This is a genomic window from Lagierella sp. (assembly GCF_029983815.1).
Classification (GTDB): Bacteria; Bacillota; Clostridia; order Tissierellales; family Peptoniphilaceae; genus Mediannikoviicoccus.
The window spans coordinates 35,541-58,286 of record NZ_JASBYU010000008.1; the positions used below are offsets into that span (position 1 = coordinate 35,541).

At 35.8% G+C, this 22,746-nt stretch carries 19 protein-coding genes; 18 read left to right on the forward strand and 1 reads right to left on the reverse strand.

Annotated features, from left to right (window positions below; translation table 11 throughout):
* The 9 genes from glgA (at window position 1) to Q1K37_RS04715 (ending at window position 12,096) form a co-directional block, all read left to right on the forward strand.
* The gene (gene glgA / locus Q1K37_RS04675; protein WP_300409907.1) at window positions 1-1,440 is read left to right on the forward strand and encodes a glycogen synthase GlgA; all 1,440 of its coding nucleotides are present in this window, start codon (window positions 1-3) and stop codon (window positions 1,438-1,440) included.
* Entirely contained in the window at window positions 1,433-3,808 is a 2,376-nt protein-coding gene (locus Q1K37_RS04680) for a glycogen/starch/alpha-glucan phosphorylase (protein ID WP_300409910.1), read from the forward strand. The genes glgA and Q1K37_RS04680 overlap by 8 nt, the downstream gene beginning before the upstream one ends.
* Before the next feature lie 8 nt (window positions 3,809-3,816).
* On the forward strand, window positions 3,817-5,718 hold the full coding sequence (gene pulA / locus Q1K37_RS04685; RefSeq protein WP_300409913.1) for a type I pullulanase: 1,902 nt from the start codon (window positions 3,817-3,819) through the stop codon (window positions 5,716-5,718).
* Between the two features lies 1 nt (window position 5,719).
* A complete protein-coding gene (locus Q1K37_RS04690) occupies window positions 5,720-6,280 on the forward strand; it encodes a hypothetical protein (protein WP_300409916.1) in 561 nt (186 codons plus the stop codon).
* A 9-nt stretch (window positions 6,281-6,289) separates the two neighbouring features.
* Window positions 6,290-7,984, forward strand: a complete 1,695-nt coding sequence (locus Q1K37_RS04695) for a phospho-sugar mutase (RefSeq protein ID WP_300409918.1) — start codon at window positions 6,290-6,292, stop codon at window positions 7,982-7,984.
* Window positions 7,985-8,169: 185 nt separating this feature from the next.
* Window positions 8,170-8,754, forward strand: a complete 585-nt coding sequence (locus Q1K37_RS04700) for a xanthine phosphoribosyltransferase (RefSeq protein WP_300409921.1) — start codon at window positions 8,170-8,172, stop codon at window positions 8,752-8,754.
* Window positions 8,755-8,841: 87 nt separating this feature from the next.
* On the forward strand, window positions 8,842-9,351 hold the full coding sequence (locus Q1K37_RS04705; RefSeq protein ID WP_300409923.1) for an FHA domain-containing protein: 510 nt from the start codon (window positions 8,842-8,844) through the stop codon (window positions 9,349-9,351).
* Entirely contained in the window at window positions 9,341-10,681 is a 1,341-nt protein-coding gene (locus tag Q1K37_RS04710) for an FtsW/RodA/SpoVE family cell cycle protein (protein WP_300409925.1), read from the forward strand. The genes Q1K37_RS04705 and Q1K37_RS04710 overlap by 11 nt, the downstream gene beginning before the upstream one ends.
* The gene (locus Q1K37_RS04715) at window positions 10,669-12,096 is read left to right on the forward strand and encodes a penicillin-binding protein 2 (protein WP_300409929.1); all 1,428 of its coding nucleotides are present in this window, start codon (window positions 10,669-10,671) and stop codon (window positions 12,094-12,096) included. Before Q1K37_RS04710 ends, Q1K37_RS04715 begins: the two co-directional genes overlap by 13 nt.
* A gap of 164 nt (window positions 12,097-12,260) precedes the next feature.
* Here Q1K37_RS04715 and Q1K37_RS04720 read toward each other — a convergent pair whose 3' ends face one another.
* Complete coding sequence (locus tag Q1K37_RS04720) at window positions 12,261-13,043, reverse strand: NAD(+)/NADH kinase (RefSeq protein ID WP_366524087.1); 783 nt, start codon at window positions 13,041-13,043, stop codon at window positions 12,261-12,263.
* Window positions 13,044-13,439: 396 nt separating this feature from the next.
* Between Q1K37_RS04720 and Q1K37_RS04725 the strand changes: the two genes are divergently transcribed.
* The 9 genes from Q1K37_RS04725 to Q1K37_RS04765 all read left to right on the forward strand — a co-directional run bounded on the left by Q1K37_RS04725 (window position 13,440) and on the right by Q1K37_RS04765 (window position 22,673).
* The gene (locus Q1K37_RS04725) at window positions 13,440-13,994 is read left to right on the forward strand and encodes a YtxH domain-containing protein (RefSeq protein ID WP_300409933.1); all 555 of its coding nucleotides are present in this window, start codon (window positions 13,440-13,442) and stop codon (window positions 13,992-13,994) included.
* 40 nt (window positions 13,995-14,034) lie between these two features.
* Complete coding sequence (locus tag Q1K37_RS04730) at window positions 14,035-14,475, forward strand: hypothetical protein (protein WP_300409935.1); 441 nt, start codon at window positions 14,035-14,037, stop codon at window positions 14,473-14,475.
* A 90-nt stretch (window positions 14,476-14,565) separates the two neighbouring features.
* Complete coding sequence (locus Q1K37_RS04735; RefSeq protein ID WP_300409937.1) at window positions 14,566-15,468, forward strand: YegS/Rv2252/BmrU family lipid kinase; 903 nt, start codon at window positions 14,566-14,568, stop codon at window positions 15,466-15,468.
* Between the two features lie 2 nt (window positions 15,469-15,470).
* Window positions 15,471-16,478 (forward strand): LacI family DNA-binding transcriptional regulator, encoded by a 1,008-nt coding sequence (locus tag Q1K37_RS04740; protein ID WP_300409939.1) that lies wholly within the window; start codon window positions 15,471-15,473, stop codon window positions 16,476-16,478.
* A gap of 65 nt (window positions 16,479-16,543) precedes the next feature.
* Complete coding sequence (locus Q1K37_RS04745) at window positions 16,544-16,804, forward strand: HPr family phosphocarrier protein (RefSeq protein ID WP_300409941.1); 261 nt, start codon at window positions 16,544-16,546, stop codon at window positions 16,802-16,804.
* Window positions 16,805-16,908: 104 nt separating this feature from the next.
* Window positions 16,909-18,618, forward strand: a complete 1,710-nt coding sequence (ptsP, locus tag Q1K37_RS04750) for a phosphoenolpyruvate--protein phosphotransferase (protein ID WP_300409943.1) — start codon at window positions 16,909-16,911, stop codon at window positions 18,616-18,618.
* Window positions 18,619-18,958: 340 nt separating this feature from the next.
* Window positions 18,959-19,822 carry a hypothetical protein gene (locus tag Q1K37_RS04755; RefSeq protein ID WP_300409945.1) on the forward strand — a complete coding sequence of 288 codons (864 nt, stop codon included), beginning with the start codon at window positions 18,959-18,961 and terminating at the stop codon, window positions 19,820-19,822.
* Between the two features lie 25 nt (window positions 19,823-19,847).
* Entirely contained in the window at window positions 19,848-20,780 is a 933-nt protein-coding gene (arcC, locus tag Q1K37_RS04760) for a carbamate kinase (protein WP_300409947.1), read from the forward strand.
* 216 nt (window positions 20,781-20,996) lie between these two features.
* A complete protein-coding gene (locus Q1K37_RS04765; protein ID WP_366524088.1) occupies window positions 20,997-22,673 on the forward strand; it encodes a catalase in 1,677 nt (558 codons plus the stop codon).
* Window positions 22,674-22,746 lie beyond the last annotated feature (73 nt).

Consider the following 22,746-nt stretch of genomic DNA (forward strand, 5'->3'; position numbering starts at 1 on the left):
ATGAATATATTATATTGTACTTCAGAGGCTGTTCCCTTTATAAAGACGGGAGGTCTTGCCGATGTGGCAGGGTCTTTACCTATAGAGCTAAAAAATATCGGAGAGGACATAAGGGTGGTACTTCCTCTATATGGTCAGATTTCACAGGAATATAGGGAGAAAATGACCTATGTAGGATATTATTATGTGGATATAGGCCTTCGTCATGACTACTGTGGAATTATGAAGTTGGTTCATGAGGGAGTGACCTTTTACTTTCTAGACAACGAGATGTATTTTAATAGATACAATATATATGGGGAAAGGGATGATGGTGAAAGATTTCTATTCTTTTCCAAGGCTGTGACTCTACTGCCTAAGGTAATAGATTTCAAACCAGATATCATTCACACAAATGACTGGCATACTGCCATGGTAAATGTCTATATTAAAGACTTTGCCAGGGGAGACGACTATTATAATTCCATCAAGTCTATCTTTACCATTCACAACTTAAAGTACCAAGGAGTTTTTCCTTCTGGCATATTAGGGTTTTCTGGCTTGTCCGCAGAGTATTTCAACGAGGAAGCTCTAAAATATTATGACTGTGTTAACTTTATGAAGGGTGGAATTGTATATTGTGATATCTTGACTACGGTGTCAAAGACCTATTCTCAAGAAATTCAACATGGCTATTTTGGTGAAGGTTTGGATGGAATCATTAGAAAGTACTCTTATAAGCTCTATGGAATTATAAATGGATTGGATTATAAAGTGTGGAATCCAAAAAGCGATCCCTATTTAAAGGCAAACTTTGGCTTGGACAACCTTGAGGATAAGGTAAAAAACAAATTGGAACTTCAGAGAATTTACAATCTTCCAGAAAATGCAGATATTCCACTTTTTATCATGGTTACACGGCTAGTTGACATGAAGGGATTGGATATTCTTCTTCATATTATGGATGAGCTTTTATACTTTGAGGACATTCAAGTGATAGTTTTAGGTACGGGAAGTGAAAACTACGAAAATTCACTTAGGTTTTTCCAAAGTAAATACCCTAGTAAATTGGCGGCTAGGCTATATTATAGCAACGATGAGTCCCATCTTCTATATGGCGGAGGAGATTTCCTTCTTATGCCTTCTCTAGCAGAGCCATGCGGTATATCTCAGTTAATGGCAATGAGATATGGTACTCTTCCAATAGTTAGAGAGACTGGTGGACTTAAGGACACTGTAAAGCCCTACAATAAGTTTACTGGAGAGGGAACTGGTTTTTCCTTTGCCAATATCAACGCCCATGAATTGCTATTTACAATAAAACAGGCTATTGAAACCTATTATGATAAAGAGGCCTTAAAGGGACTTGTGGTTTCAGCAATGAAGGAAAAGAACGACTGGGAACAATCGGCTAAGGAATATTTAAAACTTTACAAGAGATTGGTTGGTATCTATGAATAAAATTTCTAAAGAAGAATTGGCAGATAGAATAAAATATGAGTTACACAATAGGAAGGCTCTTACCTTTTATGAAATAAAACCCTTCGATATATATCTGGCAGTGGTTAAATGTCTTAGGGATATATTGGCAAGTTCTTGGACTAAGTCCAAGGAAAGGATTTTTGCAAAACAATCGAAGGCCCAGGAAAAAGGGTCTTTGATTGATAATGGGTCATTGGATCAAAAACAAGAGTTTTTTAATTCGCAAAGACAGATCTACCTTTTTTCTTTTGAATTTTTAACGGGGAAATTTTTAAATAGGACTTTAAACTACACAGGCTTGAGGGAGACACTTAAAGATAGTTTGGAACTTTTAGGATATGACTTTGATGAAATAATGAATATGGACATACTACCCTTCTTAGGGGAGGGGTCTTTAGGTGAGCTTTCCTTTTCTATTTTGGAGTCGGGCACTTGTGAAAATTTGAATATAAAGGGATATTGTCTTAGATATGAAAATGGACGTTTTAAACAGGAAATTGTCCATGGTTCCCAAATAGAAAAAACTATAAATTGGATTTCTAAAGGGTTTCCCTGGGAGGTTAAGAGAAGTGGTAGACAGACTATACAAATAGCTAATACAAATTTGGAGGCTGTTTCCTATGACATTCCGATAATAGGTTATGAATGTGAGGCTGTAAATACTTTAAGGCTATTTCAGGCAAGGGGTGACAGTCTTTTAAACCCGATGAATGTGATTGACAACAAAAACTCCGACAAGTCCTTAAACTATATATTAGTTAAAGCCCTCTCCAGTTTTATGTATATGGAAGATGTAAATTCCCAGGGGAAAAAGATCAGACTTGCCCAGGAATACTTTTTGGCTACTTCAGGTGTTAAGGACATCATAGAGGATTTAAAATTGAGAGGGATAGAGGATGGATTTGAAGATAGGATAAAAATACTTTTAAATGAACATCACACCCTTATTACCATTCCGGTATTTATGAAGGAATTTTGTGAAGTCTTTGAAATTTCTAAAGAGGACTGTATCGAGCTAATTCCTAAGATTTTTCAATATCGATCCTTTGAAGATATAATGGGAAGGCCTAAGATATGGTCAAAGGAATTGATAGTGGACATCTGTCCGGACTTAGTGGAATATCTGGACTATATTGTTAGAAGGATGGACCTTGAAGTAGAAAATAGCAAAAAAGATAGTAATGACTATGGTTTTGACTCTTCTTATAATTTAACTGAAATTATGATATATCTGGTTAAAGAGATAAGATTTTTATCTCAAATGCAGGAACATAGCTTAATTCAAGATTATAAGAAAATTCATAACGAAGGCTTTAACAAGAAGTTCAGAGTTGATAAAAGCCTACTAAATCTTTCAACCTGGATGGGGGAGGCTAACCCTAGACTACTAGATTATTTAAATAAAAAGCTTGATACGGATATTTTAAAAAATAGCAAGGGACTAAGTAGGCTTTCCTCTTTGATAAATGAAGAGATGATAAATGATATCTATAAAATAAAGAGGGATAATAAGCTTAGGATTAAAGAACTGGTATTTAAAAAATATCACAGGTCTATTAACCCTGAATCCATGTACATTATGAACCTTAGGACTTTTCAGGAACGCAGGAGACAGTTTTTAACTTGCCTTTATCTGACTGAAAAATACTTTGAGCTTATGGATAATGCAAATATGGATATGGTTGATAGGACCTATTTTATTGGGGGAATCTCTTCTCAGAAGTATCTTGCTTCAAAGTATGTGATTAAATATATTAACCAGTTGATGGAGATTATAAATAGGGATATCAGTATAAAGGATAAGATCAAAGTGATCTTTGTAGAAAATCTAAATAAAGAGAAGATGTTAAACTTGGTATCTGGTTGTGATATTGTGGAGCAGATTTCAACTCCTGGGCTTGAAGTTGTGGGAAGCAACCCTCTGATGTACATGGCAAGTGGAAGTCTTGTTATGGGAAGCAAGACAGGTCTTAACCTGGATATTAGAAATATGATTGCAGAGGAGAATATATTTTTATTTGGAAGGAGCAAGGAGGAAGTAGATTACGATTTTGCTCATAATTTTTACAATCCTGAAAGGTTTATTTCCGAGAATAGTAGACTAAAGAATTTAATCTACAGAATAAGGATGTCAACCTTTCCAGACTTGAAGGAGAGCTTTGAAAGTCTATATCATATTATTATAAAATATAATGACAGCTTCCAAGTCTTTAGGGATTATGACTCCTACTATGACACTTGGGAAAAAATCGCTAAGCAATTTAGGGACAAGGATAACTGGACAAAGAAATCTATAATAAACATAGGGGCTTGTGGTAATTTTTCACATCCTTTGGAAATAGATTAGGGGGAAACATGGATTACAATACTATTAAAGACAAGGTTTTAGGATTTGAATATAGTAAGGACGGATGCACTTTTAGAGTTTGGTCTCCCGTGAGTAAGTCTGTGTTTGTTGCCATATACGAGGAATACAACTTAAGCGAGAGAAGGCTATATAAGATGACAAGGGATACCTTTGGAGTTTGGGAAGTGGTAGTTCCAGGGGATTTGAACTTGAAATTCTATACCTATATCCTTGATGAAAAGTTTGAAGTAACGGACCCCTACAGCATATCAGCCTCTGTCAACAGCACCAAGTCAGCAATAGTGGACTTAAATCAGACGGATCCACCGGGTTTTAAGGACCATTCTATCCCCCAAAATAAACGGGAAGATGCAATTATTTATGAAACCCATGTAAAAGACTTTACCTACCATGAATCAAGTGGTGTAAAGGGGGAATATCGAGGAAAGTTCTTAGGAATAGCTGAAGAAAATACAAATTACCTTGGGCTACAAACTGGGCTGGACCATTTGGAAGATCTAGGGATAACCCATCTTCACCTAATGCCTATCTTCGATTATTTAACGGTGGATGAAACAGAAGAAAATTTTCACAATCCACATAATTATAATTGGGGCTATGACCCAGAGCTATACAATGTTCCAGAGGGTTCATATTCCTTAGATCCCTCCAATCCTGTATCTAGGATTAAGGAACTTAAAAAAATGATAATGAAGGTGCATGAGAAGGGGATTTCTGTGGTAATGGATGTAGTATACAACCACACCTACAGGTCGATGGACTCAAACTTTAACCAGCTAAATCCCTTTTATTATTATAGAATAGATAGGCAGGGTCATTTCTCAAATGGGTCAGGTTGTGGAAATGAATTCGCCTCTGAAGTGGAGATGGGTAGAAAACTCATTATTGATTCACTTAAATACTGGGTGCAGGAGTACAAGGTAGATGGGTTTAGGTTTGATTTGATGGCACTTATGGACAGAGAAACCGTAGATTTGATAGTTAAAGAGCTTAGAAATCTAAATCCCAATATCTTAATATATGGTGAGCCTTGGATGGCCTGGTCCACAACTCTACCTATAAATAGTCAGACATTACCCGGTTCTCAAAAGGGAAGGGGATTTTCTATATTTAACTCGGATTTTAGAGATGCCATTAAGGGGGACAATGATGGTGATGGAAAGGGCTATATTCAAGGAGAATACAGCCTTAAAAAAAGAGTTCAAATAGGAATTATGGGTTCGATTATCTCCCTGGATGGTTATGACGGTTTAACCATGTATCCTATGGAGAGCATCAACTATTTCAATTCACATGACAATTTAATCCTTGCGGATAAGTTAACAAAATCCTTAGATAAAGAGGATTTTATAAACTTTGATAAGATTACCAAAATGGCCTTTAATATAATTTTATTGTCCTTGGGACTTCCCTTTTTCCATGGTGGAAATGAATTTTCAAGAAGCAAATTTATGGAGCACAATACCTACAATAGTCCTATTTCCATAAATCAGATAGATTGGACTTTAAAGAGCAAGAACTTTGGAGTTTATAATCATGTGAAAAATTTGATTCACTTTAGAAGAGAGTACAAAGGTTATATGTTAAAGAGTTACGATGAGATGGCAGACAGTTTTTACTTTATTTATGATTTGCCCGAGTCTGTTATAGCCTACACTATTCTGGGAGAAGAGGGGATGCTTTTAATCCTTCATAATTGTGGTAGAGATGAATTTTTTATTAACTGGGATTTGATCTTTGATCATATTAAGTCCTGTTATGGAAATCTTGATGTAGAGGATATTGAACTTGTCTTTGATGAAGAGGCTAAGTTTAACAAGGACTTTACTAAGGGCGAATCTTTAAAAATTCCAAGTATTACCACGTATATACTAAGGATAAGGTGTTGAGATGGAATATATAGAACTTGAGGAATTCGATGAGTTTTTAGAGGACAAAAATTATATTTTTCTTAGGGATAGATTGTTTTTTAAAGATGACTTAAAGAGGTTCAATGGAAATCTTCAGGTGTTTACGATGTTATACTACCTATATTACAAGTTCGAGAAATACGACTATCTCTTTAAAGATATGGAAGAAGCTATTGAGGATTTTAAAAGAATATTTGATAAAAAAGCTTATTGTATATTGCAGATGACCCATAGGGTAAGGACCTTTAGCTCCAAGAGGGGCAGGACTTTACACTATATGAAAAACACTTGGAAATGGAATGAAGAGTCTGTTTATGACTATGTTAAAGGCGGACTGTATTACAACTACCCATGCTTGATGGTCACCTGGAACCATGAGGATATCTTTATAAAAAGGAACTGGAATTTAATCGTTGGTATAAAAAAAGAGGACTCTAAAATTGTAGCAAAGCTCTATAATGGAAAGGTCTTTTTTAAAATAAATATATCAAAGTGGATTAAGAGTAATTCACTATACAAGGGAATAGCATATTTTCAATAGGAGGACATAATGGAATATAAAGAAATATATAGAAAATGGTTAAATAGCGACAACTTTGATACGGAAGTAAAGAAGGAGCTTGCTTCTATTGCAGACATGGAAGAGGAAATTCAAGATAGATTTTATACTAGTTTACGTTTTGGAACTGCTGGTCTTAGAGGTAAGATAGGTGCTGGTACCAACCGTATGAACAAGTATATGGTGGCTAAGGCGACTCAAGGCTTTGCCAAGGCCATCATAGATAAGGGGGAGGAGTTTAAATCTAAGGGAGTTGCAATAGCCTATGACGTTAGGCATTTTTCAAAGGAATTTGCCCAAGTGACAGCGGAGGTCTTTGCAGGTAATGGAATTAAGGTCTATCTCTCCGATGACATTAGACCAACGCCTTTACTTTCCTATGCCATTAGAAATTTTGGTTGTGCCGGTGGTGTTATGGTAACTGCAAGTCACAATCCAAAGGAATATAATGGATACAAGGCATATGGGCCTGAGGGTTCTCAAATATTGGAGGATTTTGCAATTGAAATTGAGAAAAATATATTGGATATTAAAAATTTTGAGGATATTAAAACCCTTCCTATCCAAGAGGCAAAGGAAAAGGGACTTGTAAAGCTTTTTTCAAAGGAACTAGATGAGAAATATATGACTGATATCCTGTCTATGACTATAAATGACGAAAACTTAGATAAGGATATTAAGATAGTCTATACTCCTTTAAATGGTACGGGAAATAGGCTTGTGCGAGAAATATTAAATAGACGTGGATTTAATAATATCTATATAGTTGATGAGCAGGAAAACCCAGATCCAGACTTTTCTACAGTGGGATATCCAAATCCCGAAGACCCTAAGGCCTTTAAGTACGCCATAGACCTGGGGAAAAAAGTTTCCGCAGAACTACTTATTGCCACAGACCCGGATGCGGATAGGGCGGCTATAGAGGTTAGGGACAGTGAGGGTAACTATCAATTTTTAAATGGTAATAAGATTGGTGCTCTTTTGATTAACTATATTCTTAGCCAAAGGGATGCTCAGAATAACCTACCGGATAATTCTGTAATAGTTAAAAGTATTGTTACAGGGGATATGGGCAAGGAAATTGCAAATAAGTATGGTGTTGAGACGATTGAAACCCTAACGGGTTTTAAAAATATATGTGGTAAGGCCAATGAGTTTGATGTAACGGGAGAGAAGGAATTTATCTTTGGTTTTGAGGAAAGTATTGGGTACAACTACGGAACTTTCGTAAGGGATAAAGACGCTGTAAGTTCAACCATGATGATTTGTGAACTGGCAGCCTTCTATAAAAAACAGGGCAAGTCCCTTTTGGATGTTTTAAATGAACTTAGACAGGAGTTTGGATACTTTGAAGAAAAGCTAATTTCTATTATTTTAGAGGGAATAGCAGGACAAGAGAGGATTTCAAGGATAATGGAAGGTTTTAGAGCCAACCCTATTGAAGAGATTGAGGATATAAAATTGGTTAAAACTGTAGACTTTTTGAAGGATGACACGGGAACTCCTAAGTCCAATGTTTTAAAATATTACTTTGATGATGGTTCATGGTATGCCCTACGTCCTTCAGGAACTGAGCCTAAAATAAAGGTATATATTTATTCCAAGGCAGAGAATTTAAAAAGTGCAAATATGAAATTGGACATGATTGAAAAGGCCACAGTTGAAAAAATAGATAGGATTTCTTAAAAATTTGAGGGATGGCTACGATCGTCCCTTTTTTATAATGTGATTTTAGGAATAACAATTAAGATGTGGCGATATCTTATGTAGGACTATACAAATTCAAATTTATGGACATAGAAGTACTCCATTATTCTATAATTTGATATAATAATAGTTATAGAATTTCACAATGAATCGAGGGAAGAGTTTTGAACTTGTTAGAAAAAAGGATTTTGGAAGATGGTGTAGTTCTTCCAGGAAATGTGTTAAAGGTGGACAGTTTTGTAAATCATAGAATAGATCCTGACTTTTTTATGAATATCGGCAAAGAATTTGCAAAGAGATTTAAGGATAGAGAAATAGATAAGATTTTGACATTAGAGGTATCTGGTATTGCCATAGCCTTTGCAGTAGGGGTTTTCTTGGAAAAACCTGTAATATTTGCAAAAAAGACACAGTCTAAGACTCTAGGTGATTATGTTTATAAAACTTCTGTCTATAGCTACACCAAGGGTAGGGAATATGAAGTCAAAGTCTCTAAAGAGTTTTTAGAAGAAGGGGACAGAGTTTTGTTAATAGATGATTTTCTTGCAAATGGAAAGGCCTTGGAAGGGCTACTTGACATATGTAATCAAGCAAAGGCCAGTGTTGAAGGAATTGGTATTTTAATCGAAAAGGGATTTCAAGAAGGTGGAAAGAACTTAAGAAAAAAAGGGTATGAAATTGAATCCCTTGCTATAATTAAATCCTTGGAAGATGAAAAAGTAATATTTGATAAGGTGGAAGACTTTTAGCTTACAAAATTGTTACAAAAAGTCTAAATTATAGGAAAATTTAAGTTTTTCGTGTAGAATAATAGTACCAAGAATTTAGGAGAAGATATGAAGTTTATTATTGAATTACTAGAAAAATTTTTCTCTATTCAATTGACAGCAAATATGAAGCTATATGATCTATTGGCTATGATTTTTAAATATGCCTTTGTGATTATCATCTATTACTTCATCTTTAACATAATCAAGATGATTTACTTGGATATTAAGGGAATTAACAATTTGAATACCCCTGCAGATACTTATTTGAAGCTGATTAATAGAAAAGAGAGATTACCTTTTAAGATACAGGAACACTATTTTATAAAGGACAGCACGACTATTGGAAGAGCAGACAGCAACGATGTGGTTTTAAGGGATAGATTTATCTCTAAAAATCATGCCAGAATATATAAGCAAAGAGGTCTCTTCTATTTGCAGGACCTAGGCTCTGCCAATGGTTCCTATGTAAATGGACAGAAGGTAGACAGTGTTGTTCAGCTTAGAGATAAGGATTTAGTTGACTTCGGTCAAGTAGAGTTCCTATTTGTAGATGGTGATGATAAAAATGAAAAGTAAAAAGATGGCAAAGAATAGAAAGAAGGGATTTTTTAAGAGGATTTTAAATAAGGAGATGAGCTTTACAAAGAAGAGTGTAAAGAATCCTCTGACTTTACTATTTTGGTTTCAACTGCTCTCTTTGAGTTTGATTTTAGTCTCCAGTGGCGAGGATTTTAATACAAAGAATACCATGCTGTTTTTAGCTTTTATCCTTGGAGTCAATGTTGCAAACAGACTAATAGTCAAGGTTACAGACGGAGATAACTACCTGCTTTTAGTTGCCTCAATGCTATTTAGTATAGGTGTGGTGATGATATTTCGCCTTAACCCCTATGAGGGAACCAGACAGATATTTTGGTATCTCATAGGAATAATCATGTTCTATGCGACCTATTTTATTCTTAAGTCCTTTAGGGGATGGGAGAATTTAACAATTCTATACCTATGTGGATGTCTATTGTTGTTTTTTATAACCATGGTCTTTGGGATAGAAAAATATGGTGCTAAGAACTGGGTTCAATTTGGTCCAGTGGCCTTTCAGCCTTCGGAGCTTACAAAGATTCTATTTATTTTCTTTATAGCTTCCTTTGAGACCAATGAAAATCTTTTGACTGGAAAGCTTACTTCTAAATATCATTTCCTAGTTGAAAAGAGAAAGCCCTTTACCTTTATGCTAATTACCTATATTATGATTGGATTTTTCTTTATTCAAAAAGATTTAGGTTCTGCTGTGATATTTTTCATGGTGTATATCATATTCATGTATATTTTTGATTATAGCAGGTACTTCTTGGCTGCTAATTTGTTACTGGCAGTTTTTGGAGGAATCACTGCATATTTCCTATTTGCCCATATACGAGTTAGATTTGACATTTGGTTGGATCCTTGGAAGTCGGTACAGGATAAGGGATATCAAATAGTTCAGTCCCTATTTGCCATAGCTTCCGGAGGTTTTTTTGGAACTGGGTTTAGACTTGGTAGACCGGATTTAATTCCTGTGGCAAGTTCCGACTTTATTTTTCCGGCAATTGTCGAAGAGATGGGCGTATTTACAGGGATGGGGATTATAATGCTATTTATGATATTGGTATATAGAGGATTTAAAATTTCTATGGAGCAAGAAAATCCGTTTTTTAAATATGTAGCTCTAGGAATTTCCATTATATTCGCCTTTCAAGCGGTGTTTATGATAGGGGGAGTTTTAAAACTTATACCCATGACCGGTATAACAATTCCCTTTGTCAGTTACGGTGGTAGTTCCATGGTTACTTCCTTTATCTGCCTTGGTATTTTACAATTTAGCTCATCGGATATCAAAGAAAAGACGGTGGAAGAATGGAAAGAATAAATAAAAAGATAATAGTGGTCTTCTGTGTTTTCGTGGCACTTTTTCTAGGACTTGTACTTTACATGACCTATTTTCAAATAGTGAAGGCAAAGGACATTGCAACTGGGGAATACAGCCAATACAATAGAAGACACTGGGTTGATGAAAATAAAGTAAAAAGGGGAACTATTTACGATTCGGAGGGTAATGTTCTCGTAGAAACTCAAACCGATAGTGACAACAACAACTTTAGAAAGTTTACCTACGGTTCCATATACTCTCCTATAACAGGATTTAACTCTAAAAACTATGGAACTTCAGGTTTGGAAAAATCCTATGCAAAAACTTTGTTGAATATAAAAGAGGACACTCCTCTTTCTGAATTAAAAAAACTAGTTGAGACACAGGAAGATGGAAACAATTTGGTTTTAACGACCAATTCAACTTTACAAGCCTATGTAATGAAGCTTTTAAAGGACAATAAGGGTTCAATTGTGGTTATGAATCCAAAGACTGGTAAGATATATGCAATGGCTTCTTATCCAACATTTGACCCAAATACAATCACTTCCGATTGGCAGGATATAGTTGGAAATGAGGAAGAGGCAAGGCTTATAAATAGAGCTACCCAAGGGCTTTATACACCGGGTTCTGTATTTAAAGTCGTTACTGCTACGGGTATTCTTGAAAATCAGGATAAGGTTGAAAGTATGACAATAGAGGATGAGGGTTCCATCAAGATTGGTGGCTATAAAGTTAGCAATATAAATGGAATGGTAAATGGAGAAACTGATTTAAAAAAGGCCCTTGTAAAATCCTCCAATGTATATTTTAGTAAGTTGGGATCGGAATTGGGGCAAGAGATTTTATCTAATGTATCCAAGAGATACCTCATTGGAGAAAAATTTTCCTTTGATCTACCTACTTATAAGTCCAAAAATGGATTTTATGATGGGATTGATAAGGCCAATATTGCAACTACTTCCTTTGGTCAAGGGAACACTTTAGTCACTCCTTTAAATATGGCCATGGTAATGTCTGCCATTGCAAATGAAGGTGTAATGATGCAGCCTTATATTGTGGACAAGATTACAAATCCACAGGGAGAGGTGGAGTTTAAGAAAAACCCAGAGATACTTTCTAAGGTGACCAGTCCAGAAATTGCCAATGAAATCCTAAGGGATATGGTGGCGGTTGTAGAAAATGGATCTGAAGCTGGCCTTAGAGCGGTTACTGTAGCTGGAAAATCTGGAACTGCAGAAATTAAAGACAAGAAATCTACAAATGCCTGGTTTATAGCTACGGCACCAGCAAAGGATCCTAGTATTGCGGTGGCTGTAGTCCTTGAAGACAGTGGAACTGGTGGCGATGAGTCCGCAGGTCCTATTGCAAGGGAAACAATTAGAAAAGCTTTAAACCTAGGATTAGGAAATTAAATACAGGATGAATTAAAAAATGCAAGGCTATGTCCCTGCATTTTTTAATATAGTATTGTGAGCTTTTAGAATAAACTTACAATCACTAAGTTATGTGAAATTTCTTGTAAATGTTTTTGAGAATTTGAAAATTTTATAATCTTCGGACTTTGGTTTCTATTAAACTAAATAAACTTGTCCTTGATATTAAACCAGTACCAATTGTTGTTAAATTGCAATTTGTTAATCCATCTATCGGAAGTCTTAATATGGATGCTATCAAAGTCCTCACATAGTATATTTAATCCATCGTTTATAACCAGGGTGGAACTGTCGTCCTCTGGCCTTCTCTTAATGGTCAAAACCGACTCGCTGGGGATGACCAAGGGATTTAATAGTGATCTATATGCCTTTGAGTTAATGGGTGCTAGGGGCGTTAATTGATAGCCCTTTAAGGACCTATATAGCACAGCTCCTCCTGCTGAATAGTTATAGGCTGTTGAGCCGGAAGGAGTGGATACCAATAGGGCATCTCCTGCAAAGGTTTCTAGATGGTTGTCGTCTATGAATACATCTAAGTGAATAATAGAAGTGTCTTCTGATCTAATTACAAATTCATTTAAGGACCTATGCCTATATTCTTTATGTTCTCTAGAAAAGATACTTCCATCTAACAGGTCCAATTTCTCAATAGCATAGTCTCCAGACTGATAGTTTTTTATAAATTTATCGATTTCCAGAACTGAAATCTCTTGAAAAAAACCTAAAGTGCCCGTATTTATTCCTACAAAAGGGATTTCTGAAAAGCCGCTCTTATGCACCGACCTTAAGAAAGTGCCGTCTCCTCCAACGCAGATATTTAAAGTGGCGTCCGGGTTAAAATCAAAGGACGCTTCATACCCTATGGCTTCAAATTTGTGTTTTAATTCTTCGGCTATTATAAGAGATTTTTCCGTATTATTGGTCATTAAATTGATTTTCTTTTTCTCACACAAGGCTATTACCTCCTCTGTTATAAAAATTATAACAGAAATTAAGAAAAAATGTTTTAAATATCAACTTTGGGTATATATAGTTCTAAGAGTAGGTATCAAGCCGAAAAACCGGTTGAATGAAAGCGGATTTGAAAATGTTCTCTATTTTCTGTATAATTAGAGTAACCTTAGTGATATAACCTGTTATATTATACCTACACTTACTATAAGGGATGACGGGAGTTCTTACTTTGATGGAAAGCCTCTTTTAAGTGGACTTCAGAGATTTAAGACAGTTAACCCACCTTCACATACTGAAGGTTACTAATTTGCAGGCATCACTGAGGTTTTTTTAGTCCGAAGGAAATTTTAATTTTTTGGAGGTAATATATGAGTTTATTAGACTACATCGATGAAAAGAGAAGACAAAAGGTTAGAGAAATCAGAACAGAAATAAGATTAAAACAACTTGAAGACAGTTTAAAAACCGTTTCTACAGTTGCAGCTGGAGCTTTAGCTGGTCTTGCAGTTGGAGTGTTATTTGCACCTAAGTCAGGTAAGGAAACAAGAAAAGAAATTGCTGACTATGCAAAGGACAAAACTGATATGCTAGCTAATGAGTTGGAAAATGCAAAGGAAAACATAGCATTAAAGACTCAAGAGTTCGGTGACGATGTAAAAGACAAATATGATGAGATAAGAAACAAGGGATACACAGAACTTGAAAAGGCAGCTGGTGAAGTATCTAATAAAGCTCAAGATTTTGCTGATAAGACTGCTGAAAAGGTTGAAGAAACTGGTGAAAAAGTAGCAGATAAAGCCGTTGAAGTAGGAGAAAAAATAGAAGAGGGTTCAAAGGACTTAAAAAAGGATACTAAAAAAGCAGGCGATAAGGTTTCTGATGCAGCTAATAAGGTTAAAAACGAAGCGAACAAAAACAAGTAGTCGTCATTAGACTTTATAAACTAAGAAAGGAAAGGAAATAATGGCTTTAACAGAATATTTTCTAATTTTAGTGTATATATGTTTAGCGGCGTTTCTTATAGCTTTAACAGTGTTTATGTTTAAATTGGTAGGCGTTGTAAAACAGCTTAATAGCACAATTGAAAGAAACCGCAACGATATAGATGCATCTTTACGTAGTATTAGAGAGACAACAGAGAATGTTTCCGGAATTACCAGAAAATCCGATAGACTTTTGGAGGATGTATCTCCAGATATTAGAAAGGTTACAGGCGCAGTTGGAAACACTGCATCCAATGTGGATGGTTTAGTTTCAGATGTAACTAATACCATAGACTTTGTAGCCGAATCCGTAGTAGATGGGGCAGATGCTCTAAGACAAAAGGTTACCGGACATTCGGGAATAAAATCTTATTTTTATGACGTGGTTAATTACGTGATTTCTCTTTTTAAAAGAATTTAATTATGAAGGGGAGCCTGGCTCTCCTTTAATTTTACATATAAATGTTGCTAATTTTTTTAATATTTGATAATATTCTTATGGTGAGAAAAAGTGGAAAAAGTAAAAATAATATATAATCCAACCTCCGGTTATCAACTATCCAAGAAGATGGTGCAAAACATAGCCCTGAGTCTATTGGACTTAGAATATGTTGTAAGCCTATCACCTACTAAGGACACCAATAGCGCCTATGAGGAGACAGTAAAGGCCCATGATGAGGGTTATGATATCATATTAGCCTGTGGTGGAGATGGTACTGTAAATGAGGTTGTAAATGCTATGGCAGACTCTAAAACCGACATGAAATTGGGAATTTTTCCTACTGGTACTGTAAACGATTTCGCTACATACCTAGGTTTAGACGGGTCTTCAGACAATTTAATCAGACTTATAAAGAATGATTTTTATATTCCTGTAGACATAGGAAAGGCAAATGATAAGTATTTTGTTAACGTTGCTGCCGGTGGAAAACTTGCAAATATTGCTCATGAAACGGATAAGGGACTAAAATCTGTATTTGGGAGACTTGCCTACTATGCGGAAGGTGTGAAAGCTTTTCCAGATGCCATCTCTTCAGGCTTTAAGTTAAAGTATGAATTAGATGGGGAAAAATTTGAAGATGATGCTTTGGTGTTTTTGGTATCCAATTCATCGTCAATAGGTGGCTTTTCAAAGATTGCGCCAAACGCTTTAGTAACAGATGGCTATTTAGATGTTATAATAATAAAGGATACGGGTAATTTTGTAGATGTTGCCCAGATATTTTTCAAAATCCTATCTGGAGAACATGTGGACGATGCAAGGGTTTCCTACTTTCATGCAAAGAGCATAAAGATAGAATCGGACCAACCTATCGATGTGGACGTGGATGGGGAAAGTCTAGGGGAGTTACATGTAAATATTACTGTAGCGGATTATAAACTTAAAGTTTTTACAAATATAAAGGAGTGGTAAAGTTGTCATCACCTACAATTAAGGACGTTGCGAAACTAGCAGGTGTATCTATTTCTACGGTTTCAAGGGTTATGAATGATTCAAAACCTGTAAGTCCTGAAGCTAGAAGGAAAGTTTTAGATGCAATTAAGAAGTTAGATTTTAAGCCAAATGAATTGGCGAGATCTTTGGTTATGAGAAGATCTAATTTAATAGGAGTTGTCGTTAAGGATATAGCAATCTCCTATATGACTGAAGTGGTTAGAGGGATTGAGGAAGTTGGTAGAATGTACAACTACGATATTCTTCTTTCAAGTTTCTATGGGGATTTGGATTTAGCTAAAAAAATAATTAACTTTATGTTTACTAAACAGGTTGAGGGAATTGTGCTTGTTTCAGAGGATGCAAATCCAGAACTAATTTATATGCTAAACAATCACAAGGCTCCATACATGCATTTAGATAAATTCTATGATACTGAAGACACCTATTCTGTACATGTTGACTATCAAAAGGCTGCCAGTGAAATGACAGAGTTTTTAATAGAAAAGGGCCATGAGAAAATTCTTTTTGTTAAGGAGTATAAGAATGCAAAGATTGGTCTTGAAAAACTAAAGGGATATAGTCAAGTTATGAATAAGAACAATCTATATCCTTATGAGACTACGGTTGATGGTGTAACGGATAGAGAAGGGTATAAATATGGTGAAGAAATATGGAAGACCATAGAGCATGAAGGTATCACTGCTTGTTTCTTCTCTGAAGACGAGTTGGCAATAGGATTTTTAAACTATTGCTATGATAATAATAAATCCGTACCGGAAGATGTTTCAGTAGCCGGATTTGGGGATATAAAGATATCATCCCTATATAGACCGAGACTTACTACTATAAGGGAACCGTATTATGACTATGGTGCTGTTGCTGTAAGAAAGATAATCAAGAACTTAAAGGAGAACGAAACCATGGACAAGCACACTTCCCTACCAAGTAGTATAATAGTAAGAGAGACTGTCAAAGATATAAGATAGTAGTTTGTTGATAATTAGGATTTCTAGTGATAGACTAATTGTAAGTATAAAATTAGGAGGAAAAAATGGTAGAAAAAACCTTAGTTGTAAAAAATGAAACTGGTCTACATGCAAGACCTGCAGCTTCATTAGTTCAATTTGTTAAAAACTTTGAAGGCACAGTAGAGCTTATAAAAGATGGTAAGACAGCAAATGCTAAGAGCATTTTCAACGTTATGGCTTTGGGTGTTTCCAAGGGAACTGAAATTACAGTAAGAGTTACCGGGGAAAATGAGCAAGAAAATTTAGATAGACTTGTTGAATTCATTGAAAACTTGTCTGAATAATTGTACTTTAAGAAAAATATATGTAAAGGATGTCTCTAACATCCTTTATTTTTATGAACCAATAGAACATTCGAGACTTTGGATGCTTGATTTTGAGGTGTAAAATGACAAAGATAATGACAGGTGTTGTTGCATCTGAGGGGATTGCAGTTGGAAAGGCGTTTTTATTCTATAAGGAGAAACTGCAACCTAAAGTAGAAAAGATAGAAGATGGAGAAATAGAAGAAGAAAAGGCTAAATTTACAAAGGCCCTTTCAGATTATTCGAAATACCTGGAAGAGTTAGAAGTCGATTCCTTAGCACAAAAAAATGTTATTCAAGCCCATAGGGGAATGTTGGAAGATCCTTTCTTGCTTGAAACCGTAAACAATAAAATCGACTCAAATCAAAATGTTGAAAAGGCTTTAGATGACTCTATAGGTGAAATGGTTTCAATGATTGAAGCCTTGGATGACCCCTATTTAAAAGAGAGGGCAGTGGACTATAAGGATATTGGTGAAAAGTTGCTCTATATTTTAAAGGGGGTTGAACCTAAGAAGCTTTCACCTTTACCTAAGGATAGTATAATAGTCTCCAATGAGTTAACTCCTTCGGACACTTCTGTAATGGATAAGGAAAATGTCATTGGGTTTGCCATGGATTTGGGAGGTAAGACTGCCCATACATCCATAATTGCTCAAACCTTGGGAATTCCTGCGATAGTGGGAATGAAAACCGTATCTCAAAGTGTTAAAGATGGAGATACTATAATTATAGACAATGAACAGGGAAAACTCTTTATCGACCCTGAGGAAGAACTTCTGCAGGAGTATAGAAAAAAGGCTCTAAGATTAAAGGAAGAGAAGGAAAGACTCGATAAATTTAAAGACGAGGATGCTATTACTCCAGATGGTAAAAAGGTAGAAGTCGCAGTAAATATAGGTAATTTAGAGGACTTGAAGAAGGGTATCGAGAGAGGTGCTAAGTCTGTAGGACTGTTTAGAACAGAGTTTTTATATATGGAAAACACACATTTTCCTACGGAGGAAGAACAGTTCAATGTCTATTCCCAGGCGGCTAAAATGCTTGATGGAAACACTTTGATTATTAGAACTTTGGATATAGGTGGAGATAAGTCCCTGTCCTACTTTAAATTCCCTGAGGAGGAAAATCCATTTTTAGGATGGAGGGCACTTCGAATTTGTTTTGATATGCAAGATGTCTTTGAAACTCAACTAAAGGCGATTTTAAGGGCGTCAGCCTTTGGAGACGTTAAGATTTTACTTCCAATGGTAATATCCGTAGATGAAATCATCAGGGTGATGGATATACTAGAAGGTGTAAAAAAGGACTTAATCAAAAGAGAAGTTGAATTTAACCATGAAATAGAAGTTGGTATAATGGTGGAAACTCCTGCAAGTGCTATCATTGCAGACGACTTAATAGACCATGTGGACTTTTTTAGCATTGGAACAAACGACCTAACTCAGTATGTGTTGGCTGTAGACAGAGGCAACGAAAAGATTTCTGAGCTATATAGTACCTATAATAAGGCGGTTTTAAGGTCTATAAAAAGAGTTATTGAAATATCCCATGAAAAAGGTAAGTGGACTGGCATGTGCGGTGGTTTTGCTGGAGATGCAAAGGCTACAAAGATGCTACTTGGGTTTGGACTTGATGAATTTTCAGTCCCTGGGCCAAATGTTCCAAAGATTAAGGACATCATTCGAAATACGACTTTGGAAGAGGGACAAAATTTTTCAAATGAAATTTTAAATCTAAAGACGACAGGGGATATTGAAACCAGAATAGAGGAAGAATGGAAGAATAGATAAAAGATTTAGCATAATCTTTACATTGTTTGAATTTGATTTTTATAAATGTGGCCTATACTATCTTTGTAGGGTAGAACAGACCCTCACCCTTAAGAGATAATAAGTTACAAAACTACGTGTTAATCTTTTTCTTCCATTGCACAGGCTATTTAGCCTAAAAATTGAGTCAACCACCCAGTTGGCTCTTTTTTTATTTTCAAAATTACTTTTTAAGAGTCTAATTGTTGTGCTTCCAACAAATATAGAAAAAATCATCTCATATTTGGGTAAAATTGTTTCAAAGGTATTATTAATATGTTAGAATTAGAATATGTTTCCTTTGAGAGTAGGGGGTAGTAAGTTGAACGAGGACAAACTGATAAAAAGCTTAGAGGATTTGGGGATTGATAGGGTTAAAAACCTTGTTGAAAAAGAGGAAGGTTTATATGAGTTAGAACTGGAAAATGGAAATGGCTACAAACTAAAAACCTTTCCAATGGAACTGTTCTCTGACTTATCTAAACAAGTTAAAATCTTTGATGCCCTATTAAATAGAGGTGTCGAAATTGCGCCAAAGTTTAATATGGGCAAGGTGGAAGATGAAAACCAATTCTTTATACTTTCTAAAAAGGCTATGAAGGTTAGTAAGAAAGACTTTGATTTAGGAGTTAAATTGGGGAGTTTTCTTAGAGAGTATCATAGGTTTTCAGAAGGTGGAGATCCGAATTTGTGGGAGAAAAGATTTGGTCACCGCATGGTATTGTTTTTTCACAATTACTACCTTTGCAACTATACTGGTCCAAAGGACTATATTTTACTAGATTATTTAAAGGATAATAAGCATTTGATTTCCGATAGAGATACTGTTGAGTTTCTAGGAATTGACAATCTCTTGGATATTTCTCTAGATGATGAGGGAAGGTTAGGAAACTTGAAGTTTTTAGTTGAGGATAGGACAGATCCATACTATCAATTCAAGGACTTAAACTTATCAAAATCTAAGGATTGGGAATATTCTAGAGGATTGGTACAGGGCTATTTTAACGGAAAGCCACCTATTCTTTTCTTTAAAACCCTAGCAGTCTATTCTATTGTGGAATATCTTTATGATGATTTGGAAAAACAGAAAAGTGTGGACTGTGAAAGTCTAAGGAAAAAAATCGACTATCTACTAGAATTATATGAGGATTTTTCCAAAATCTATCCTAGATGGTATAAAAACTAATGCTTAATATATAGGAGGTATTTTTATGAGTGAAAAAGTTGTCATCGCCCTAGGAGGTAACGCTTTAGGTCATGACCTAGAAAGTCAAAGAATTGCAGTTAAATCTACAGCAAAGGCGATTGTGGATTTAATTGAAGCGGGGAATAAAGTTGTTATTACCCATGGTAATGGACCTCAAGTTGGAATGTTGAATAATGTGTTTGCAGATTATAAGAAGATGAACCCAAATTTTCAAGACATGCCTCTTTCCATGTGTGTTGCCATGAGCCAAGCCTATATTGGATATGATTTACAAAATGCAATTAGGGAAGAGTTACTTAATAGAAAAATTGAAAAATCTGTCGTTTCAGTTATCACTCAAGTGGTGGTAGATGAAAATGACAAGGCTTTTTCTAACCCAACTAAGCCTATAGGTCCATTTATGACTGAGGAAGAAGCGGAAATTGCCAAGGGTAAAGGTATGGATGTGGTTGAAGATGCAGGCAGGGGATATCGAAGGGTAGTTGCTTCTCCAAAACCTGTTGAAATTGTGGAAATAGAGAGTATTAGAAGACTTGTCGATGCAGATAGTGTGGTTATAGCCTGTGGTGGCGGTGGAATACCTGTTGTATCTAAGGGAAATGTCCTTGAAGGAAAGGGCGCCGTTATTGACAAAGATTTTGCTTCTTCGGTACTTGCTCAACAACTTGATGCGGATAAATTAGTGGTTTTAACCGCTGTTGAAAAGGTTGCCATAAACTTTGGGAAGGAAGATGAAACTTGGCTATCCAAGATGTCAGTTGAAGAGGCTAAGGAATACAGCGATAGGGGAGAATTTGCTCCAGGGTCCATGCTTCCAAAGGTTCAAGCGGCAATCGACTTTGCAAATTCCAGAGACAATAGGGAGTCCCTTATAACTTCATTGGAAAAGGCCTCTGAAGGACTTAAGGGAAATACTGGAACTAAAATTTATAAGTAATGTTGAATTGTAGACAGGGTATATGCTCTGTCTTTTTCTTTTATTGATATATGAATCGATTGATTTGTATAAATTTTTTAAATAGTACTACATAGTGTTAATGGACAGCTTCTTCGGGTATATATTTATAGGCAGGGTATTAAATATGAATTATCGAACTGAAATATAGGAGGATATATGAAAGAAGATAAAGATATGATTAATAAAGACCCGAGAATGAAAAATGGTCTGGGAGACCATTTACCAAGTAGAAATGATGTTAAGGGAGAAAATCCTCATATAACCAGAGCTACAGGTGCTCCTGTAGAGAACAATCAAGATTCTATGACTGCAGGGGAAAGGGGACCTCTAGTACACGACGATGTGTGGCTATTTGAAAAACACGCCCATTTCAATCGGGAATTAATTCCTGAAAGAAGAATGCATGCTAAGGGTTCTGGAGCATTTGGTACTTTTAAAGTAACTAATGATATAACAAAGTATACAAAGGCTAAAATATTCTCCGAAGTGGGAAAAGAAACTGAGATGTTTGCAAGGTTCTCACTAGTTGCAGGGGAAAGGGGCTTTCCTGATGCGGATAGAGATATAAGAGGATTTGCTCTTAAATTTTATACTGAAGAAGGTAATTGGGACTTAGTAGGTAATAATACACCGGTATTTTTCTTTAGGGACCCAATGAAATTTATAGATTTAAACCATGTGGTTAAAAGGGACCCTAAGACCAATATGAGAAGTCCTAACAACAACTGGGACTTTTGGTCATCACTTCCTGAGTCCTTATTACAAGTTACAATTATTATGGCGGATAGAGGAATTCCATCTTCATATAGATATATGCATGGGTTTGGTTCTCATACCTATTCTCTGATCAATGAAAACAATGAGAGGACATGGGTGAAATTCCATTTTAGATCTCAACAGGGAATAATGAACTATACGGATCAAGAAGCGGAAAAAGTTAAAGCTATGGATCCAGATTCTCACCAAAGAGACCTATTAGAAGCTATAGAAAAAGGACAATTTCCTAAGTGGAAGATGTATCTTCAGGTGATGACTGAAGAGGAAGCAAGAAAAATGGAAACAAATCCATTTGACTTGACTAAAATGTGGTTAAAGAAGGATCATCCATTTATCGAAGTGGGTGAATTTGAGTTAAATAGAAACCCTGAAAACTACTTCCAAGACGTGGAACAAGCTGCATTTAATCCTTCACAAAATGTTCCTGGAATTGGATTTTCACCGGATAGAATGTTGCAAGCAAGGCTATTTGCCTATGGCGACGCCCAAAGATATCGTCTAGGAGTTAATCACCATCAAATACCTGTAAACTCTCCTAAGGGAGTTGATCCAAAAGACTACCATCAATTCCACAGAGATGGACAGATGAGAGTAGATGGAAACCTAGGTTCAGAACTTCACTATGAACCAAATTCCTATGGAAACTGGGAAGAGGACGAGAGGGGCTATGAACCGAGTCAAGATGGCGGAAAGGTAGATCGCTACGACTTTAGAGAACTTGACAGTGACTACTATAGTCAACCAGGAATGCTTTATAGGGCAATGACGGAAGAACAAAAACAAGTTCTTTGCGAAAATACTGCAAGACATATGGAAGATACCACCTTGCAAATAAAACACCGTTGGATTAGCCATTGCTATAAGGCTGATGAAGACTATGGCAAGAGACTTGCAAAGGTGTTGGGAATAGACATTGAAGATGTAGATTTAGAACTTAAGAGAGATTCTAGAGAGGCTAATTACAAGGCTAATCATGCCCATCCTGAACTGGATAAGCCTACTGAAAACTTAAAGATGAAGGACTGGGAAGAGATAAAGACAGATTATAATCCAAAGTCATTTATAGACCCAATGGAAGATCCATTTGTACTTTAATATTTATAGAGCGCTCAGAGATGGGCGCTTTTTAATAGCATTTTGACTTGCCACAAAATTGTGGATTTCTATT

Coding starts and splice junctions, on each gene's coding strand:
- glgA (WP_300409907.1), top strand. CDS start 1: ATGAATATATTATATTGTACTTCAGAGGCTGTTCCCTTTATAAAGACG.
- Q1K37_RS04680 (WP_300409910.1), top strand. CDS start 1,433: ATGAATAAAATTTCTAAAGAAGAATTGGCAGATAGAATAAAATATGAG.
- pulA (WP_300409913.1), top strand. CDS start 3,817: ATGGATTACAATACTATTAAAGACAAGGTTTTAGGATTTGAATATAGT.
- Q1K37_RS04690 (WP_300409916.1), top strand. CDS start 5,720: ATGGAATATATAGAACTTGAGGAATTCGATGAGTTTTTAGAGGACAAA.
- Q1K37_RS04695 (WP_300409918.1), top strand. CDS start 6,290: ATGGAATATAAAGAAATATATAGAAAATGGTTAAATAGCGACAACTTT.
- Q1K37_RS04705 (WP_300409923.1), top strand. CDS start 8,842: ATGAAGTTTATTATTGAATTACTAGAAAAATTTTTCTCTATTCAATTG.
- Q1K37_RS04710 (WP_300409925.1), top strand. CDS start 9,341: ATGAAAAGTAAAAAGATGGCAAAGAATAGAAAGAAGGGATTTTTTAAG.
- Q1K37_RS04715 (WP_300409929.1), top strand. CDS start 10,669: ATGGAAAGAATAAATAAAAAGATAATAGTGGTCTTCTGTGTTTTCGTG.
- Q1K37_RS04720 (WP_366524087.1), bottom strand. CDS start 13,043: ATGACCAATAATACGGAAAAATCTCTTATAATAGCCGAAGAATTAAAA.
- Q1K37_RS04725 (WP_300409933.1), top strand. CDS start 13,440: ATGAGTTTATTAGACTACATCGATGAAAAGAGAAGACAAAAGGTTAGA.
- Q1K37_RS04730 (WP_300409935.1), top strand. CDS start 14,035: ATGGCTTTAACAGAATATTTTCTAATTTTAGTGTATATATGTTTAGCG.
- Q1K37_RS04745 (WP_300409941.1), top strand. CDS start 16,544: ATGGTAGAAAAAACCTTAGTTGTAAAAAATGAAACTGGTCTACATGCA.
- ptsP (WP_300409943.1), top strand. CDS start 16,909: ATGACAAAGATAATGACAGGTGTTGTTGCATCTGAGGGGATTGCAGTT.
- arcC (WP_300409947.1), top strand. CDS start 19,848: ATGAGTGAAAAAGTTGTCATCGCCCTAGGAGGTAACGCTTTAGGTCAT.
- Q1K37_RS04765 (WP_366524088.1), top strand. CDS start 20,997: ATGAAAAATGGTCTGGGAGACCATTTACCAAGTAGAAATGATGTTAAG.